14 protein-coding genes and 1 tRNA gene are annotated in these 17,609 nt (G+C 67.7%); 3 read left to right on the top strand and 12 right to left on the bottom strand.

Annotated elements, in window-relative coordinates; all coding sequences use genetic code 11:
- Positions 1–208 precede the first annotated feature (208 nt).
- From OVA30_RS10020 to OVA30_RS09965, 12 genes are all read right to left on the bottom strand, one after another.
- Positions 209–913, bottom strand: coding sequence for a sensor histidine kinase (locus OVA30_RS10020; RefSeq protein WP_056118876.1), 705 nt, complete (start codon positions 911–913; stop codon positions 209–211).
- Positions 914–964: 51 nt separating this feature from the next.
- Positions 965–1,699, bottom strand: a complete 735-nt coding sequence (locus OVA30_RS10015; RefSeq protein ID WP_268175342.1) for a Crp/Fnr family transcriptional regulator — start codon at positions 1,697–1,699, stop codon at positions 965–967.
- 285 nt (positions 1,700–1,984) lie between these two features.
- A tRNA-Tyr gene (locus OVA30_RS10010) sits at positions 1,985–2,068 on the bottom strand.
- A gap of 89 nt (positions 2,069–2,157) precedes the next feature.
- Positions 2,158–3,993, bottom strand: coding sequence for a single-stranded-DNA-specific exonuclease RecJ (recJ, locus tag OVA30_RS10005; protein ID WP_268175341.1), 1,836 nt, complete (start codon positions 3,991–3,993; stop codon positions 2,158–2,160).
- A gap of 94 nt (positions 3,994–4,087) precedes the next feature.
- Positions 4,088–5,488 carry an NAD(P)(+) transhydrogenase (Re/Si-specific) subunit beta gene (locus OVA30_RS10000; RefSeq protein WP_004446456.1) on the bottom strand — a complete coding sequence of 467 codons (1,401 nt, stop codon included), beginning with the start codon at positions 5,486–5,488 and terminating at the stop codon, positions 4,088–4,090.
- A gap of 4 nt (positions 5,489–5,492) precedes the next feature.
- Positions 5,493–5,945 (bottom strand): proton-translocating transhydrogenase family protein, encoded by a 453-nt coding sequence (locus OVA30_RS09995; protein WP_004446455.1) that lies wholly within the window; start codon positions 5,943–5,945, stop codon positions 5,493–5,495.
- 21 nt (positions 5,946–5,966) lie between these two features.
- Entirely contained in the window at positions 5,967–7,106 is a 1,140-nt protein-coding gene (locus tag OVA30_RS09990; RefSeq protein ID WP_015823086.1) for a Re/Si-specific NAD(P)(+) transhydrogenase subunit alpha, read from the bottom strand.
- 111 nt (positions 7,107–7,217) lie between these two features.
- Positions 7,218–7,511 carry an aa3-type cytochrome c oxidase subunit IV gene (locus OVA30_RS09985; protein WP_004446452.1) on the bottom strand — a complete coding sequence of 98 codons (294 nt, stop codon included), beginning with the start codon at positions 7,509–7,511 and terminating at the stop codon, positions 7,218–7,220.
- Between the two features lie 112 nt (positions 7,512–7,623).
- A complete protein-coding gene (locus OVA30_RS09980) occupies positions 7,624–8,994 on the bottom strand; it encodes an ABC1 kinase family protein (RefSeq protein ID WP_015823085.1) in 1,371 nt (456 codons plus the stop codon).
- Between the two features lie 92 nt (positions 8,995–9,086).
- Entirely contained in the window at positions 9,087–9,500 is a 414-nt protein-coding gene (locus OVA30_RS09975; RefSeq protein ID WP_253396355.1) for a type II toxin-antitoxin system death-on-curing family toxin, read from the bottom strand.
- Positions 9,497–9,922: a hypothetical protein gene (locus OVA30_RS09970; protein ID WP_182567389.1), complete on the bottom strand. Its 426-nt coding sequence runs from the start codon at positions 9,920–9,922 to the stop codon at positions 9,497–9,499. Before OVA30_RS09970 ends, OVA30_RS09975 begins: the two co-directional genes overlap by 4 nt.
- 78 nt (positions 9,923–10,000) lie before the next feature.
- Positions 10,001–11,878, bottom strand: a complete 1,878-nt coding sequence (locus OVA30_RS09965) for a M3 family oligoendopeptidase (protein WP_268175340.1) — start codon at positions 11,876–11,878, stop codon at positions 10,001–10,003.
- Between the two features lie 328 nt (positions 11,879–12,206).
- On the opposite strand from OVA30_RS09965, the gene OVA30_RS09960 reads away from it, so the two are divergent.
- The 3 genes from OVA30_RS09960 (at position 12,207) to OVA30_RS09950 (ending at position 17,605) form a co-directional block, all read left to right on the top strand.
- Positions 12,207–13,697 carry a sigma-54-dependent transcriptional regulator gene (locus tag OVA30_RS09960; protein WP_004446447.1) on the top strand — a complete coding sequence of 497 codons (1,491 nt, stop codon included), beginning with the start codon at positions 12,207–12,209 and terminating at the stop codon, positions 13,695–13,697.
- Between the two features lie 245 nt (positions 13,698–13,942).
- Complete coding sequence (locus tag OVA30_RS09955) at positions 13,943–15,889, top strand: L,D-transpeptidase family protein (RefSeq protein ID WP_268175339.1); 1,947 nt, start codon at positions 13,943–13,945, stop codon at positions 15,887–15,889.
- A gap of 225 nt (positions 15,890–16,114) precedes the next feature.
- Positions 16,115–17,605 carry a DUF882 domain-containing protein gene (locus tag OVA30_RS09950; protein ID WP_268175338.1) on the top strand — a complete coding sequence of 497 codons (1,491 nt, stop codon included), beginning with the start codon at positions 16,115–16,117 and terminating at the stop codon, positions 17,603–17,605.
- Positions 17,606–17,609: the final 4 nt, after the last annotated feature.

Genomic DNA, 17,609 nt, shown 5'->3' with positions numbered 1-17,609 from the left:
TCGCTGGGCGGGGTCCGTGGCTCGTGACGGGCGATGCCTCCAAAAAGCATCCAGATGTTAAGTACCCGTCGATCCCTTGCGCCGCTACCCCGGCCCTGCTTGGCACAGTGCATGATCGAGGAATGGTGAGCGGACAACGCACCGGTGTACCCGGCGGGCCGCAGTTCGGGCGGTCGCCTTGATCCGCAACGCGTTCGCGGACGCGGTGCTACTCTTCGTCTTCGACGACAGTGATCTGAGTGGGCAGCGGCAGGCTGATCGTGCAGCGCAGTCCCTGCGGCTCGAACGAGAGGGTCGTCTCGGCCTTCAACTCATAACGAAGGCTGCGTGTGAGCACTTCGGTGCCGAAGCCACAGTGAGACGGCACCGGTGGGAGGTTCGCGAGACCGCTTTCTTCCCAGACAAAGGTCAGTTGCGGGCGAGTTCCGGACGGCTCGGTCGGCGGCGACAGCGTCCAGCTCACGTGGATGCGGCCGTGCGGCACCGTCAGGGCGCCATGCTCGACGGCATTCACGGCCAGTTCGTGGATGGCCATGGCGAGCACCTCCGCGGCGCCTGGGCGCAGAAGGAGGCTCGGACCGGAAATCGCGACCTGCTCACCCTCACGCGCCAGATGGACCAGTAGTTCGTCCGCGACGAGGGAATGCAGGGTGATCCCTTCGGGTACGCTGCGCATCAGCGCATTGAGCACGTGGGCGAGCGCGTCGAGCCGCCCATCGAGATGGGCGACATAGGTCTCCACCGAGTCGCTGGTCTCGGCGGAGCGACGGATGATCGCCCGCAGCATGGACAGCGTGTTGCGCACCTTGTGGCGCAGCTCCGCGGGCAAGCCCGTCTCATCGAGGAAGCGGCGCAGGCGCCGATTCTCGGCCTCCAGCTCCTCAATACGTGCGTCGCGCGGATCCTGGTTCATGACTTAGCCGTTCGCTGACCTCGTTGAGATGAATCGGCCAACGGCCGATCTTTAATCCTCATCCGTATTCAATGGATTGCGCTCGTAATGCAGATAAGCCGGGTCGAAGAGCGAAGTGGCTTGGAGTGCCGAAAAGTCTGGTATCGTCAATTGTCGACCACGCAGGCGGATCAAGCCCGCCGCCCGCAATTCTTTGAGGGTGCGATTGATGTGGACGGTCGAAAGCCCCATCGCATCCCCGAGATCGGCCTGGGTGATCGGGAATTCGCAACTCGTGTCGTTCGTCAGTCCGACGGCGCGCAGGCGCAGGAACAGTTCGCAGAACAGATGCCCGAGCCGCTCAGTCGCCAGCCGCTGACCGAGGCTGACGGTCCATTCGCGCTGAGTCGCAGCCGTCACGAGCATTTCCCACCACAACGCCTCCGCCACGCGCGGGAACTGCTGGGCGAGCTCCCGTATGGCGGTTTCCGAAATCTCGGCGAGCACCACCGAGGTCAGCGTGCCGAGCGAGTGGTCCATCTTCCGCAGAACGAAGACATGCGGATCGCAGAGATCACCGGGCAGGAAGATCGAGATGACCTGACGGCGCCCGTCCTCGAGCTGCTTGTAGCGGCAGGCCCAGCCTTCGAGCACGACGTTGACGTGACGCGGCCAGTCGCCATCACGGACCACGTCCTCACGCGGTCCGAGTCTTCGTGTCGGCTGAGCAATCTTCTCCAACGCCTGCTTCTCTTCGGAAGTGAGGCGGATGAAGTTTTCCAGCTTGCGGACGAGCGGGTTTGCCACTGGGTTTCCTTGGCCTAATCGCCACAACCTAGCGCTCTGAAAATCTGGCGGAACTAACGCACGTTAATTTTGCGCGGGAAAGCGTTAAGCTGTGAACAGAATCGTGGCGTATGGCTAAGGCGAAAGGTCAGTACGCCGGCGCTTCAGCTTGCTTCGTAGGAGTCGCTCAGGTCGCTTGCAGCCGCCACGATCAGCCGAAACAGACGTAATTTTTTAGCAAGCGTCGCAGGCCGAAAAACTCGGCACCAGACGACATAAACGGCTGCAATCGTGCAACGTGGAGTTTGGTGGGGGAAGTAGGACTCGAACCTACGAAGCTTACGCAGCGGATTTACAGTCCGCCCCCTTTGCCGCTCGGGACATTCCCCCAAACCGGGTCACCGCGTGTCGTTCGCGGCGGGCGAGGCCCTTATGATTAGGGCGCGATCGGGTGTCAACCGATCTGCCCGGCCCAATTTCTATCCACAGGGCGCCACGTCGCAGATTCGCACCTGGGCCCGCTCCGCCCCGCGCCAGCGGTCGCACGACAGCGTTCCTGCGACGTGGAAGCTCCGGCCGATTCCGCCGAGCAGGGCGACGCCCAACGGACCCTGCGCGGCACGGAAGGCGATCGCGCCGACCGCTTGCCCGTCACCGCTGACGAGGCGGGCGCGGACATGCCCGTTGCCGACGATCCCGGCATCGACGATGCGGTGGCGGGGCAAGGCCATCACCGGCTCGGGCGCCCCCTGCCCGAACGGGCCGGCCCGCTGAATCAAGCGCACCAGTTCGGCGGTCGCGCCTCCGGCACTCACGGTGCCGTCGATCAGCAGCGCCTCGGCGGCCCGGGCCCGGCCGACTGCCTCGACGAGATCGTGGGTGAGGCTCTCCCCGAAGGCGGCGAGGCCTCCGGGCGGGAGGGTCACGCCCGCGGCCATGGCATGCCCGCCGCCCTTGACCGCGAGGCCCGCCTCGACCGCGCCGCGCACGGCACCGCCGAGATCCGCACCGACGACCGAACGGCCGGAGCCGACGGCGCTGCCATCGGGCTTGATCGCGAAGGCGAAGGCCGGCCGGCCGAACCGCTCCTTGAGGCGGGCGGCGATGAGGCCGACGATGCCGGGATGCCATTCGGGCGAGGCGGCGATCAGGACCGGACGGTCCGGATCGCGGGTCAGATGGGCATCCATCTCCGCCTCGGCCTCGGCGACCGCCTGCGCCTCGATGGCCTGCCGCTCACGGTTGAGCCGATCGAGTTCGTCGGCGATGCGACGGGCCTCCATCGGGTCGGCGGTGGTGAGCAGCCGCGCGCCGAGACCGGCACCGCCGATCCGCCCACCGGCATTGATGCGCGGCCCGACGAGAAAGCCGAGATGCCACGCTTCCGGCGGTTCGCTCAGTCCGGCCGCGTCGAGTAGCGCCGCCAGTCCCGGACGCCCACGTCCGCGCATCACCGCAAGCCCCTGGACGACGAAGGCCCGGTTGAGACCGGTGAGCGGCACCACGTCGGCGACGGTGGCAAGCGCCACGAGATCGAGGAAATCGGTGAGGCGCGGCTCGGCGGATGTTGCGAAGACGCCGTCCCGCCGCAGCCGACGGGCCAGCGCAACGAGGGTCATGAAGACCACGCCCGCCGCACAGAGATGGCCGAGGCCGGACAGGTCGTCGAGACGGTTCGGATTGACCAGGGCCCGCGTCTGCGGAAGCTCCTCCGGCGCGCCGTGGTGGTCGAGCACGATCACGTCGAGGCCTAGCGCCGCGGCCGCGGCCAGCGGCTCGTGGCCGGCGGTGCCGCAATCGACACAGACGAGCAGGCCCGCGCCCTCCTCCCGCAGGGTCGTGACGGCGCCGACATTGGGGCCGTACCCTTCCGTAATGCGGTCGGGGATGTGGATGCGCACCGGCACGCCGAGCGCCCGGAGATAGTCGGCGAGCAGGGCCGCGCTCGACGCGCCGTCGACGTCGTAATCGCCGAAGATCGCCACCGCTTCGCGGGCGCGCACGGCATGGGCCAGCCGCTCGACCGCCGCTTCCATATCTACGAGCACCGACGGGTCCGGCATCAGGTCGCGCAGGCGCGGGGCGAGATAGGCGTCCGCCTCCGCCGGCCGCACGCCGCGCCCGACGAGGACGCGCGCGAGCAGATCGGGCAGGCCATAGGCCTGCGTCATCGTCACGGCGAGCGCTTGGAGGCCGGGATCGCCGCAGCGCTCGCGCCACGGCCGCCCGAGCGCCGAGGCGGTGACGTCGAGGAACGGACGCGGGAGGTCCGAGGACGGATCGATGAGCATGGCGGCGGTCACGGCGCCGACCATAGTCGTTTCCGCGGCCGAAGACTGCGCCCCGCAAACGACAGCGGGGCGGACGATTGCTCGCCCGCCCCGCCGCGCTGCCCGTCGTTTGGACGGGTCAGAGGTTCTTGACGATCGAGTCGACGACCTTCTTGGCGTCTCCGAACAGCATCATCGTGTTGTCGCGGAAGAACACCTCGTTCTCGACGCCGGCATAGCCCGAGCCCATGCCGCGCTTGATGAAGAGGACGGTCTTGGCCTTCTCCACGTCGAGGATCGGCATGCCGTAGATCGGCGAGGCCTTGTCGGTCTTGGCGGCCGGGTTGGTGACGTCGTTGGCGCCGATCACGAAGGCCACGTCGGCCTGCGGGAACTCGCCGTTGATGTCTTCCAGCTCGAACACCTCGTCATAGGGCACGTTGGCTTCGGCCAGGAGCACGTTCATGTGCCCCGGCATGCGGCCCGCCACCGGGTGGATGGCGTACTTCACCTCCACACCTTCCTTCTTCAGCAGGTCCACCATCTCGCGAAGGCTGTGCTGAGCCTGGGCAACCGCCATGCCGTAGCCCGGCACGATGATGACGCGCTCGGCGTTCTTCATGATGTAGGCCGCGTCGTCGGCCGAACCCTGCTTGACGGGGCGCGTCTCGACCTGGCCGCCACCGGCCGCCGCAGCGGAATCACCGCCGAAGCCGCCGAGGATGACCGAGATGAACGACCGGTTCATCGCCTTGCACATGATGTAGGACAGGATCGCGCCCGAGGAGCCGACCAGCGAACCCGTGATGATGAGCGCGAGGTTGCCCAGGGTGAAGCCGATGCCGGCCGCCGCCCAGCCCGAGTAGGAGTTCAGCATCGAGACGACGACGGGCATGTCCGCGCCGCCGATCGGGATGATGAGCAGCCCGCCGAGGGTGAAGGACAGGAGCACGATCAGCCAGAAGACCAGCTTGCTCTCGTTGCCGATGAACACGGCAATCAGCACCACCAGGGCGATGCCCAGCGCGATGTTGATGGCGTGCCGCTGCGGCAGCATGATCGGCTTGCCGGACATGCGCCCGTCGAGCTTGGCGAAGGCGATGACCGAACCGGTGAAGGTGATCGCGCCGATCGCCGCGCCCAGCGCCATCTCGAACAGCGACTCCTTGTGGATGTGGCCGTTCTCGAGGATGCCGACTGCCTGTGGGGCGTAGAGCGTCGCTGCCGCACCCGCCACGGCGGCGAGGCCGACGAGCGAGTGGAAAGCCGCGACGAGCTGCGGCATCGCCGTCATCGGCACCCGCTTGGCGATCACGGCGCCGGCGCCGCCACCGATCCCGAGGCCGAGCAGCACCAGGATCCAGGCGCCGAGTCCCGCCGGCGGATGACCGACCAGGGTCGTGAGCACGGCAAGCGCCATGCCGATCATGCCGTACAGGTTACCCTGTCGCGACGTGGTGGGGTGCGAGAGCCCCCGCAGCGCCATGATGAACAGGACGCCGGCGACGATGTAGAGAAGGGATGAGACGTTTTCCGACATCGCCTCAGGCCTTCTTCTTGTACATGCCGAGCATGCGCTGGGTCACGAGGAAGCCGCCGAAGATGTTCACGGAGGCGAGGACGATACCGATGAAGCCGAAGAAACGGGCCCAGCCGGTGCCCTTCTCGATGAGCGGCACGCCGGCCGCCAGGAGCGCGCCGACGATGATGACCGACGAGATCGCGTTGGTCACCGACATCAGCGGCGTGTGCAGGGCCGGGGTCACCGACCAGACGACGTAATAGCCGACGAAGATCGCGAGGACGAATATCGCGAGCTGGAACACCGTGGGATCGACGGCGCCATGGGTGGCGGCGGCGATGCCGTGCCCGAGCGAGTCGGCGATCGACTGCGCCTGGGCGGCGTTCTGATGGGCGATGTCAGCCGCGGCGCGCGCGGCCGAGGCAGCGGCCTGGGCCTGCTCTGCAGGTGAGACGGGCGGAAGGGGGGTTGCCATGGTGAGATCCTCCGCGACCGATCAGGCTTTGGGCTGAAAGTTGGGGTGGACCACCTGACCGTCGCGGGTCAGATTGGTGGCCTTGACGAGTTCGTCGTCCCACTGCACCGCCAGCGCCTTCGACTCCTTGTCGATCAGGGTCTCGACGAAGGCGTAGAGGTTGCGGGCGTAGAGGCTCGACGCCGTGGCCGCGAGGCGGCCCGGCACGTTGACGTGGCCGACGATCTTCACGCCGTTGCCGACGGTGACGATCTCACCCGCCTTGGCACCGGCGACGTTGCCGCCGCGCTCGACCGCGAGGTCGACGAGCACCGAACCGGGCTTCATCGAAGCAACCATCTCCTCGGAGACGAGCTTCGGCGCGGGCCGGCCGGGGATCAGCGCCGTGGTGATGACGATGTCCTGCTTGGCGATGTGGCCCTTGACCAGCTCCGCCTGCTTCTTCTGGTACTCGGCCGACATCTCCTTGGCGTAGCCGCCGGAGGTCTCGGCCTGCTTGAACTCGTCGTCCTCGACGGCGACGAACTTGGCGCCGAGCGATTCGACCTGTTCCTTGGTGGCGGGCCGCACGTCAGTGGCGGTCACCACGGCACCCATGCGGCGGGCGGTGGCGATGGCCTGGAGGCCGGCGACGCCGACGCCCATGATGAAGATACGCGCGGCCGGAACGGTGCCGGCGGCGGTCATCATCATCGGCAGGGAGCGGCCGTACTCGGCGGCGCCATCGACCACGGCGCGGTAGCCGGCGAGGTTCGCCTGCGAGGAGAGGACGTCCATCACCTGCGCGCGGGTGATGCGAGGCATCAGCTCCATGGCGAAGGTGTTGACGCCCGCCTCGGCGGCGGCCTTCAACTCGTCCTCGTGTCCGTAGGGGTCCATGATCGCGATGACCGTGGCGCCCTTCTGGATCTTGCCCAGTTCCTCGGCGTTGGGACGGCGGACCTTCAGGACGAGGTCGGCGCCGGAGAGAGCCTCATCGGCGCTCCCGGCGATCTTGGCGCCGGCGGCTTCGTACTCGCCATCGGGAACGCCGGCCTTGGCGCCGGCCCCCGATTGCACGACGACATCGGACCCCAGACTTATGAACTTCTTGACCGTTTCTGGGACGGCCGCGACCCGTGGTTCTATCGGGTCCGTCTCCGTCAAGACGGCAATACGCATCAGTTGCTCCCGTTCTTACAGCCGCCTTTCGGCGTGCCGGTATCCGAGCTTGCTGGGAAGTTCAGATCTGGAAAGGGCCGACGCGAGGGGTCGGCCCGGAAGTCTCGATCCTCAGCTGAGGAAGAGAATCGCGAGGAGTGCGGCGAAAACGAAGGCTTGGGCCTTCCAGCCGATGGCGGGGACGAAGGCACCGACGGCCGCGGCCACCCAGGAGACCAGCACGCCGATGATCGCGGTCACCCACGCTTCGTGCACGCCGCCGATGGCGAGAGCCGTCACCCAGCACAACACCGTGACGGTACCGATTTCGACGAAGCGGACGAAGCCCCGATAGGTCTGCTCGTGGGTCTTCTCGTCCATCGCCGGGCTGTAGTGCAGGCCGGTGAGGGTCTTCGTGTCCGCCATTGCGCGCCCGTTCCCTGGTATCGTTTTGCTTGTCACGCGCGGATTTAGCGCAACGCTTATCCGCGAGCAATCAGCTTGACGCTCAGGTACACATGTCGTGAGCCGGCTTTTGTCACACCGGATCGGGCAATCCGACCGCGGCCAGCGCCGCCCCCTGCCGCTCGGAAAGCGTGTCGAGCGAGAAGCGCTCGATCTCGGCTTCGAACAGTTGGTGGTAATTCAGTTCGGAGCGCAGGTGCAGGAACACCGCGCCGAGCCCGACCGCGGCCCGATCCATGAACACGAATTCCTGCGGAACCGTGACCGGGCCCTTCTCCTTCAGCGCCTGATGCACGGAAAACGCCTCGCGCCGTCCGTAGGCGCCGGGATCGATCCCGTCGGCGACGGTGCGGGTGCGATCCTCCAAGAGCGGGCCGTAGATGAAGCGGGCCCAGATGTTGAGGATGTCGATGGTTTCGTTGTCGAGCTTCTTGAAGCCCCAGACTTCGTAGGCGTGGACAACCCGCGCGCGATCGTCTTCCAGTAGGCCGCGGTAGAGATCGACCACACCGCCGACGAAGCGGGGATGGAAGATGCGCACGCAGCCATAATCGAGCAGGTTGATGCCCTGCGCTTCGCCGCCCTCGGAGAAGACGGTGTAATTGCCGAGATGCGGATCGCCGTGGATCACGGCTGCGCGGCTGAAGGGATGCCACCAAGCCCGGAACATCGCCTGAGCGAGTCGGTTGCGGATCTCGATCGGGCTCTGGGTGAAGTTCAGGATCTTCTCGCCGTCGAGCCAGCCGAGGGTGAGAAGCCGCTTCGTCGACAGATCGGAATGCACCGCGGGCACCCGCACGGAATCGATGTCCTTGAGCACGTCGCCATAAAGGGCCGCGTGCTTGGCCTCGCGGCCGTAATCGAGTTCCTCGCGCACCCGCGCACCGATTTCCTTGGCGATCTCGGAGGTGTCGAGCCAGGAATTCATGCGCCGGTGGAGCGCGAAGGCGACCTGAAGCTGCTTGAGGTCCGCCTCGACCGCCGACTGCATGTCGGGATACTGGAGCTTACAGGCGAGCGGGGCGCCATCGCGTGACTGAGCGCGGTGGACCTGCCCGAGCGAGGCGGCGGCGGCCGGCTTGAGATCGAAGCTGCCGAAGCGGCTCTGCCAGTCGGCGCCGAGTTCGGCCATCATTCGGCGCTTGACGAAGGCCGCGCCCATCGGAGGCGCGTCGGCCTGGAGTTTCTGCAGTTCGGCCGCATACTCCGGCGGAAGCAGGTCCGGCACGGTGGCGAGCAGTTGCGCCACCTTCATGATCGGCCCCTTGAGGCCACCGAGCGCCTGGGCCAGAGCCGCCGCGTTGTTCAGGCTCGCGCCGTCCTTGCCGCCGAACAGGCGTGCGGCCGCCATCCGCGCGGCCACCCCTCCGACATTGGCGCCGACGCTGGCGTAGCGGCTCGCGCGGGCGGTGAAGCGGTTGGCTTCGCGGTCGGTCTCGGCCATGGATTCGGATCGATTCCTATCGGGATTCGACCGGAGATAGGCGCTGCCCGGTCGCGCGCCCAGGGCGCTGGGACGGCGCGCCGCGGGCCTCGCTACGCTTTCGGCCAGTTATCGCGAATCCAGCGGGTCAGGCCGGATTCATCGATCTCGCCCGCGGCGAGACCGAGGATGATGGCTGTCGCCTCTGCCGGGTCCGGCTCGAAGGGGATGTCGTTCAGCAACAGGAACCCCATCATCGCCATGAAACCTGCCCGCTTGTTGCCATCCATGAAGGGGTGATTACGGACGACGCCGAAGGCGTAGGCAGCCGCTAGTTCGGCAAGTTCTGCTTGCTCGTATCGCCAACGGTTGATCGGCCGCCCGACGGCCGACTCGAGAGCCCCCCGATCGCGAAGACCCACCGCTCCGCCGAAGATCCGAAGCTGACGGGCGTGGGCGTCCTCCACGTCCTCGACCGTCAGCCATTCGGGCTCAGTACCGTCCGATACCTCAAGATCTGCGCTCACTTCGCCAACTCGGTCAGAGTTGACCGGTAGCGGACCATGACATCTTCCATGATCTTGGCGACCTTGTCCCGATGGCCGCCATCCGGCTCCGCAGGAAGCTCCCAAATCGTACCGGATTTCACGAACCGTGCTTTCCGCACGCGTCCACGGCGCTTCTCGCCACGAGCATCCCGGGCAATCCGAAACCCGCGGGCCGTCAGAAGATCACCGATCAGCGCCCCAGCCGACTGAATCGCATAATTCCGAATGCCGGGATCGAGCTTTTCGATGATCGGCTCGATCTCCCAAACGGCCGCCTGGACCGCTGGGATCTCGAGCCTGCTGAGCAACTCATATTGTGGGAGCATCTCCGCACGGCTCAGAACGTCCTTGATAGGCCGGGCATCCGGCCGCTCGAAAAATGCAGCGTGACTGGCATTCATGTGAACCTCCCGATGAAAGCACACATGTAGCCCGCAACGCAATATTTGGTCAACGTTGCGCTGTGCCACGTAGCTAGGTCAATTGTGTTCCATCGCCTCCAGCTCTGCGATCATCCCCTCGATCATCCCGAGCCCGATCTGCCAGAAGCCGGGATCGCTGGCGTCGAGTCCGAACGGCTTCAGCAACTCGCCGTAGGGCTTCGAGCCGCCAGCCGAGAGCAGGGCGAAGTAGCGCTCGACGAAGCCGGGCTCGGCGCGGGCGTAGACGCCGTAGAGCGAGTTCACGAGACAATCGCCGAACGCGTAGGCGTAGACGTAGAACGGCGAGTGGATGAAGTGCGGGATGTAGGCCCAGAACGGCTCATAGCCTTTATCGAGGGTGATCGCCGGGCCGAGGCTCTCGGACTGCACCGACATCCAGAGCTCGTTGATCTGCTCAGCCGTCAGCTCGCCCTTGGCGCGGGCGAGGTGGACCTTCCGCTCGAACGAGTAGAACGCGATCTGGCGCACCACCGTGTTGATCATGTCCTCGACCTTGGCCGCGAGCATCGCCCGGCGCTGGGTCGGGTCCGTGGTCTGGCCCAGCAGCCGCTGGAAGGTCAGCATCTCGCCGAACACGCTCGCGGTCTCGGCCAGCGTCAGCGGGGTCGGCGCCATCAGCGCGCCGTTGGGGGCGGCGAGCACCTGATGCACGCCGTGGCCGAGTTCGTGCGCGAGAGTCATCACGTCGCGCGGCTTGCCCTGGTAATTCACCAGCACGTAGGGGTGAGCCGAGGGCACGGTCGGATGCGCGAAGGCGCCGGGTGCCTTGCCGGGCCGGGTCGGCGCATCGATCCAGCGACCGTCGAAAAACTTTTTGGCGATGCCGGCCATATCTGGTGAGAAGGCGTCGTAGGCCTCCAGCACCGTGTCACGGGCCTGCGCCCAGGGAATCGTGCGCTGCTCGACCTTCGGCAGCGGCGCGTTGCGGTCCCAGTAGGGCAGCGCCTCGACACCGAACCACTTGGCCTTGAGCCGGTAATAGCGGTGCGAGAGACGCGGATAGGCCGCGCGCACGGCCTCGACCATGGCGGCCACGACCTCCGGCTCGACGCGATTCGAGAGGTGGCGGGCATCGGCCACGTCCTTGAAGCCGCGCCAGCGGTCGGAGATTTCCTTGTCCTTGGCCAGCGTGTTGGTGATCAGCGTGAAGATGCGCAGATTCGCCCGCAGGGTCTCGCCGAGTGCCTGCGCCGCCTCCTGGCGCACCGCCCCGTCCGAATCGACGAGCTTGTTGAGTGCCGGCTCCAGCGTCAGACGCTCGCCCTGGACCGAGAAGCGGAGCGAGGCGATCGTTTCGTTGAACAGCCGGTCCCAGGCGGCGTTCGAAGTCACCGACTTGTCGAGGAACAGCTTCTCCGTGCGGTCGTCGAGCTGGTGCGGCTTCTCGCGCCGCAGATCCTCGATCCAGGGGCGGTAATGGGCCAGCGGCCCGTCCGCCATCGCCGCGTCGAGCACCGCATCCTCGACGCGGTTCAATTCCAGGCCGAAGAACAGCAGGTCACCCGAGGCCGTGGTCAGCCGCTCGCGGGTGTCGCCGTAGAACTTGGCGCGGGTCTCGTCCGTCGTATCGCCGGAATAGACGAGACCGGCATAGGACATCAGCCGCCCCATCAGATCCTCGATCCGCTCGAAGGTCTGCACCGCCTCGCCGAGGACGGACGAGGCATCCGGCCCCGCCGCGATCTCGGCGATCCGGCCCGCATAACGTTCGGCGAAGGCCCGGCTCTCGGCCTCGGCCCGGTCGAGATCCTCGCGGAAGGCCGGCGCGTCCATGCTCGGATAGAGGTCGGTGAGGTCCCATTCCGGCAGCACGCCGAGATCGGCCGCCTGGATCGCGCTGCGCACCGCCGCGAGTTCCTCAGCCTCTCTCGGCAAGTCCGGCGACAGGGCGGCGAAAACGGCTCGGCTCGACATGATGTGCTGTTTCCTCGACATGGTGGACCGCCGCTTCGGCATCGGGCGCGCCAGCGCGGTCAGGGGCAGATATCGAGCGCAGGACCGTCGCGATCAACCGCGCTCCGCAATCTGGGGCGCATGACCGCCTACGGAAGGTGCCCCTGGACGCGCGGTCACGTCGATAGGAGCGCCGTGCGGGCTAAATTCGAGCGTCGTTAAGCGGCGCTTTACGCTCTTGGGCGACCCTGTGCCTCGAAACGAAACAGCCGCCGCCATGCGCCGCCGGTCTCCGCTGGGAGGCCGGGTCGGCCCGCGGCCGGTTTGAGCGGAAAGCGAGGCGCCCCGCATGTCGACCACCGTTCTCATCATCGACGACGATCCCGTGCAGCGTCGCCTCGCCGAGGCAATGGTGCGCCGCCTCGGTTTCCAGGCACAGATTGCGGAGAACGGCCATGACGGGTTGAACCTCCTGCGCAGCGGCGAGAGCGTCGATGTCGTGCTGCTCGATCTCGTCATGCCCGGTGGCATGGACGGGCTGAGCGTGCTGGCCGAGATGCGCAAGAGCGGCATCGATACCCCCGTCATCGTGCAGACCTCGAACGGCTCCATCGACGCGGTGGTGAACGCCATGCGGGCGGGTGCCGTCGATTTCGTGGTCAAGCCGGCCGGTGCCGAGCGGCTCCAGGTCTCGATCAAGAACGCCCTGCGGGTCGATCAGCTCGAGGAGGAGGTGCGCCGGATGCGCCGTCGCGCCTCGGGCGCGCTGGGCTTCAAGGATCTCGCCTCGAAGAGCCCGGACATGGAGCGGGTGATTCGGCTGGCCGAACGGTCGGCGAAATCGAACATTCCCGTCCTGATCGAGGGCGAGTCAGGCGTTGGCAAGGAAGTGCTGGCGCGCGCGATCCAAGGCTCGGGCGACCGGCGCGGCAAGGCCTTCGTCACCGTCAATTGCGGGGCGATCCCCGAGAACCTCGTCGAATCGACCCTGTTCGGTCACGAGAAGGGCGCCTTCACCGGCGCCACGGAGAAGCATGTCGGCAAGTTCGTCGAGGCCTCAGGGGGCACCCTGTTCCTCGACGAGATCGGCGAGCTGCCCCTCGACGCACAGGTGAAGCTGCTGCGGGCGCTGCAGGAGGGCGAGGTCGATCCCGTCGGCGGCAAGCGCGCCGTGCGCGTCGATATCCGCCTGATCTCGGCCACCAACCGCTCGCTGCTCGACCTCGTGAAACAGGGCAAGTTCCGCGAGGATCTCTATTACCGCCTCAACGTCTTCCCCATGACGCTGCCGCCGCTGCGGGCGCGGCGCGAGGACATTCCGGATCTCGTCCGCTCGTTCTGCGCGCGGTTCGCGGCGGAAGAAGGCAAACGCCTGCGCGGCATCACGGCCGAGGCGATGGCATTGCTCTCGCGTTATCCCTGGCCCGGCAACGTACGCCAGCTCGAGAATGCGCTGTTCCGTGCGGTCGTGCTCGCCGACGGTGATGAGCTGACGGTTGCCGAGTTTCCGCAGATCGCGGCGCAGGTCGAGGGCTTCGACGTCCGCATCCCGCCGCTGCCGACGCAGGCCGCCCTGCCCGCGGGCGGCCTCGAGCCGGTGCGGGAGATCGTCCGCGTCGAGGTGCGCGATCCCCACGCCATGTCGCTCGTCGTCGAGGACACCGGCGACATGAAGACGATGGAAGCCGTCGAGGCGGAGGTGATCCGCTTCGCCCTGCAATTCTACCGCGGCCGAATGTCCGAAGTCTCCCGCCGCCTCGGAATCGGCCGATCGACCCTCTACCGCAAACTCAAGGAGCTCGGCCTCGACGACGAGGAGCGTTCCGAGGACGCCGCCTGAGGCCGACAGTCGTTCAAAGCACCGTCCCGAAAGGCAGTCGCCGGCTTTCGGGACAATGCGAAAACAAGAGGCAAACGCATCGTCCTCGATCCGATATCAAGGACGATGCGCGTGCCGCGGCTGTTCGCCTTCAGGTTCCGGCCTGGCTGCGGCATGTGGTCGTGTGGTTGCGCACGGCCGTGCTTCGGCCGATGATCTTTAAGCAGAGCTGCGGCAGTCTCGGCCGTATCCAGGGAGTTGCCGACATGCGCGCTGCATCGGAAGCCGGAACGGGCATCGTGCGGACCCTGTCCGTTGCGCTGGCGGCCCTCCTCGCTTTCAGCCAAGCCCCGGCCCGTGCCGAGGAAGCGCCTGCCGCGACGGAGTCCGGCGTCGTTATCCGTAAGGCCGCTGTCGACGTTGCCAACGAGCCGGTGGTCACGCCCGACGCCTCCAACGGCGCGGCACCGGCCGCCGATGCGCCTCCGCCCCCCGCAGAGCCGGCGCCCGCGCCCGCGGCCGAAGGGCCACCGGCCCCGGTCGCGCCGAGCGAGCCGCTTCCGGCGGCGGTTTATGCGCGCCTCAACGACACCGCGCCGCTGCTGCAACGCCTGACCGGCAAGGACCGCGAGGCGATCCAGGCCTTCTACGCGCTCGGCAACTTCAAGCCGGTCTGGATCGAGAACCGCGCCTTCACCGCCGCCGCCAACGCGGCCATCGCCCGCCTGCGTGAAGCGGGCGAGGATGGGCTCGATCCGAACGCCTATCCCGTTCCGGTGGTGGGCAAACTCAGCCGCCCGGACACGGATGCGGAAATTGCCGAGGCCGACCTCAAGCTCTCGGCCGCGCTCGCCCTTTACGCCCGCGACGCCCGCGGCGGGCGGATGAACCCGGCCGCGATCTCAAGGCTCATCACGCCCACCCTCGACCTGCCGCCGGCCGACACGGTTCTGACCCGTCTTGCCGCTTCGGGCGCGGGGGCCGGCGACGTACTGCAGGGCTACAATCCGCGCCAGCCCGGCTATCTCGCCCTGAAGAAGCGCCTCGCCGGCCTGCGTGCCGGGCGGACGCAAGGGGCGCCGAGCGTCAAGCTTCCCGACGGGCCGGTGCTCAAGCTCGGGATGAGCGACCCCCGGGTGCCGTTGCTGCGCAGCCGCTTCGGTCTCGACGCGAGCGCCGCCGGCACCCTCGATTCGGCGCCCGGCGAGGCGGATGCCTACGACCGCGCCGTTGCCGATGCCGTCAAGAACTTCCAGCGCAGCCGTGGCCTGCCGGCGAACGGAACGCTCACCCGCGCCACCGTCGCGGCGCTCGCCAATTCGAGCGTGCCGAAGACGAGCGCGAGCGAGGCCGATATCCTCGTCAACATGGAGCGCTGGCGCTGGCTGCCGCCCGAACTCGGGCCGAACTACGTCTTCGTCAACGTGCCCGAATTCAAGCTGAAGGTGTTTCGCGACGGGCAGATGCGCGACGAAACTCGCGTGATCGTCGGCAAGCCGACGAGCCCGACGCCGACCTTCTCGGGGATGATGGAATACGCCGTCGTCAACCCGTCCTGGTACGTGCCGCCCTCGATCCTGAAGCAGATGCTGGCCTCGGGCCGCACCGCCGGGTTCGAGGTGGTGCGCCGGGGCGGCAACATTTCCCTGCGTCAGCCGCCGGGCGAGCGGAACGCGCTTGGCTTCATCAAGTTCATGTTCCCCAACCAGCACGCGGTCTACCTGCACGACACGCCGAACCGCTCGCTGTTCTCCGCCTCGACCCGAGCCTTCAGCCACGGCTGCGTGCGCGTGGACGACCCGTTCCGCTTCGCCGACGCGGTGCTGCCGAGCTGGACGCAGGAGCGCCTCAAGAAGCTGATCGGCAAGGGCGAGCGGACGCTGCGCCTGCCCGAGAAGCTGCCGGTGCACCTCGCCTACTTCACGGCGGAAGTGGACGATCTCGGCTCATACCGCACCCTGCCGGACCTCTATGGCTATGATGGGCCGATGAAGGTCGCGTTGGGGCTCGCCGCCCGCTCGGAGGCCATGGCGAAAGCGCCCGCGAAGGAGAAGCGCGCAAGTGCCGAGGCCGCCCGCTCGGCCCCGCGCCAAGCCGTGGCGCGCGAGGCGGTGCGCAGCGAGCGCCGCGCCGCCCCCCGCCGTTCGTCGGACATGTTCGGCGAGCCGGAGAGCGCCCCCACCTACGCCTATCCGCCGCGCAGCTATTGGTAGGCCGGCGGTCGCGTTTCGCCCCCCGTGAGTCATCGACGGCGTCGTTCTGCCTGGGACAGCGATTACGCTTGAATCTTGCGAGGCACTTTTTTGCCACGGTTGGTCCGTAGCCATCTCTGAAAGACGGTGAGCAGCACGGGCCCCGACGACCCGCCTTTCCGGTCCTCGGTCATCCTTGCGCCTCGCGGCATCGCCGATGCCGCGCCGTTTCGTGGGGTGAGGACCATGCTGCGCACGATCCAGGACCGCCTGTCCTCGAACCGCACTTCGCCCTCCCCGCGCCTGAAGCGCCTCGCCTCCGCCGCCGGTGCGATGGCCGCCCTGCTCGTCGCTGGCACGGTCGAGACCCAGGACGCGGTCGCCAACGGCGACACCCGCAGCCTCTCCATGGTGCACGAGCACACCGGGGAGACGCTGAACGTCACCTTCAAGCGCGATGGACGCTACGACCGCGCCGCCCTCGACCAGATCAACTGGCTGATGCGCGACTGGCGCGAGAACGAATCGGTCAAGATGGACCCGCGCCTGTTCGACGTGGTGTGGGAGGCGCAGCGCTCCGTCGGCTCGACCGCGCCGCTGCGCATCGTCTGCGGCTACCGCAGCCCGAAGACCAACGGCATGCTGCGTCGCCGCTCCTCGGGCGTCGCCGACACCAGCCAGCACATGCTCGGCAAGGCCATGGATTTCTTCATGACCGACGCCTCGATCGACCAGATCCGCGCGGTCGGCATGCGGATGCAGCGCGGCGGCGTCGGTTGGTATCCCCGCTCCGGCTCGCCCTTCGTGCATCTCGATGTGGGCTCGGTGCGCTCCTGGCCGCGCATGAGCCACGACCAGCTTGCGCGCCTGTTCCCGGACGGAAAGACCGTCCACCTTCCCGCCAACGGCAAGCCGCTCGCCCGCTACGAGGAGGCTCGCGCCGAGATCCTGTCCCGCGGCGGCACGGTGCTGGGCTACACCGCACTCGCCAGCGCCGACGAGGTCGGCGAGGGGCCGGGGCTCAAGGGCTTCTTCGCCTCGCTCTTCGGCGGAAACGGCGGGACGGACGCGCCGCCGGCCGCGCTCGCCAGCGCCGCCATGCCGTCCAAGGCTCGGGCCAAGCCGAGCATCGCGGTCGCCCGCGCCGATCCGACCGATGGAACCGGGGCGATGGCCTATGCCGCGCCCGCGGCCTCCGAGGCCCTGCGCGCGACGAGCCTGCGCCGGGACGGCGCCTCGGCGAAGGAATTGCTGACCGGCGAGGCGGATCAGGCGGTGGTCGCACCGCTGCCGCCGCGGCGTCCCTCGGAATTCGCCGTCGTCGCCACCGCTCTCACCATTCCGCTGCCGCCGCAGCGCCCGGTGCAGCTCGCCTCCCTCAACGGCGAGGGCCTGGGCGGCATGGTTCACGTGGCGCAGGCGGGGAACGAGACGGCCAACGAGGCGGAGGAGCCGACCATTGTCGAGGCGCGTCTGGTGCCGGCGGATGCCGACCCGCGCGAGCAAGTCCGCAGCCTGTTCTTCGCCGCGGTTCAGGGCGTGTCGGAGCCGGCCGCGCCGACCGCTCTCGTCCGCATGGCGCTGGCGCGTCCGCGTCCCGACGAGGCGCTGCCCGCTGAGGCCCTGCACATCCCCTCGGTCGAGGCTCTGAGCGGGCGTTTCTCGGCCGAACCTCTCGCGCTGTCCGCCACCCGCTTCACCGGGTCCGCGACGCAGGGTCCGGTCCACGGCCGCTGACGTC

Origin of the sequence: Methylorubrum sp. SL192 (assembly GCF_026672325.1) — a bacterium.
Classification (GTDB): Bacteria; Pseudomonadota; Alphaproteobacteria; order Rhizobiales; family Beijerinckiaceae; genus Methylobacterium; species Methylobacterium extorquens.
The sequence above is the reverse complement of the archived record's forward strand: the minus strand, read 5'-3'. Positions and strand labels throughout refer to the sequence as shown.

Excerpts from the sequence above, each read along its gene's own strand:
- OVA30_RS10000 (WP_004446456.1), bottom strand. The coding sequence starts at position 5,488 with ATGTCGGAAAACGTCTCATCCCTTCTCTACATCGTCGCCGGCGTCCTG.
- OVA30_RS09960 (WP_004446447.1), top strand. The coding sequence starts at position 12,207 with ATGTCGACCACCGTTCTCATCATCGACGACGATCCCGTGCAGCGTCGC.
- recJ (WP_268175341.1), bottom strand. The coding sequence starts at position 3,993 with ATGGTCGGCGCCGTGACCGCCGCCATGCTCATCGATCCGTCCTCGGAC.
- OVA30_RS09970 (WP_182567389.1), bottom strand. The coding sequence starts at position 9,922 with ATGAATGCCAGTCACGCTGCATTTTTCGAGCGGCCGGATGCCCGGCCT.
- OVA30_RS09995 (WP_004446455.1), bottom strand. The coding sequence starts at position 5,945 with ATGGCAACCCCCCTTCCGCCCGTCTCACCTGCAGAGCAGGCCCAGGCC.
- OVA30_RS09980 (WP_015823085.1), bottom strand. The coding sequence starts at position 8,994 with ATGGCCGAGACCGACCGCGAAGCCAACCGCTTCACCGCCCGCGCGAGC.
- OVA30_RS09985 (WP_004446452.1), bottom strand. The coding sequence starts at position 7,511 with ATGGCGGACACGAAGACCCTCACCGGCCTGCACTACAGCCCGGCGATG.
- OVA30_RS09950 (WP_268175338.1), top strand. The coding sequence starts at position 16,115 with ATGCTGCGCACGATCCAGGACCGCCTGTCCTCGAACCGCACTTCGCCC.
- OVA30_RS09955 (WP_268175339.1), top strand. The coding sequence starts at position 13,943 with ATGCGCGCTGCATCGGAAGCCGGAACGGGCATCGTGCGGACCCTGTCC.
- OVA30_RS09990 (WP_015823086.1), bottom strand. The coding sequence starts at position 7,106 with ATGCGTATTGCCGTCTTGACGGAGACGGACCCGATAGAACCACGGGTC.
- OVA30_RS10020 (WP_056118876.1), bottom strand. The coding sequence starts at position 913 with ATGAACCAGGATCCGCGCGACGCACGTATTGAGGAGCTGGAGGCCGAG.
- OVA30_RS09965 (WP_268175340.1), bottom strand. The coding sequence starts at position 11,878 with ATGTCGAGCCGAGCCGTTTTCGCCGCCCTGTCGCCGGACTTGCCGAGA.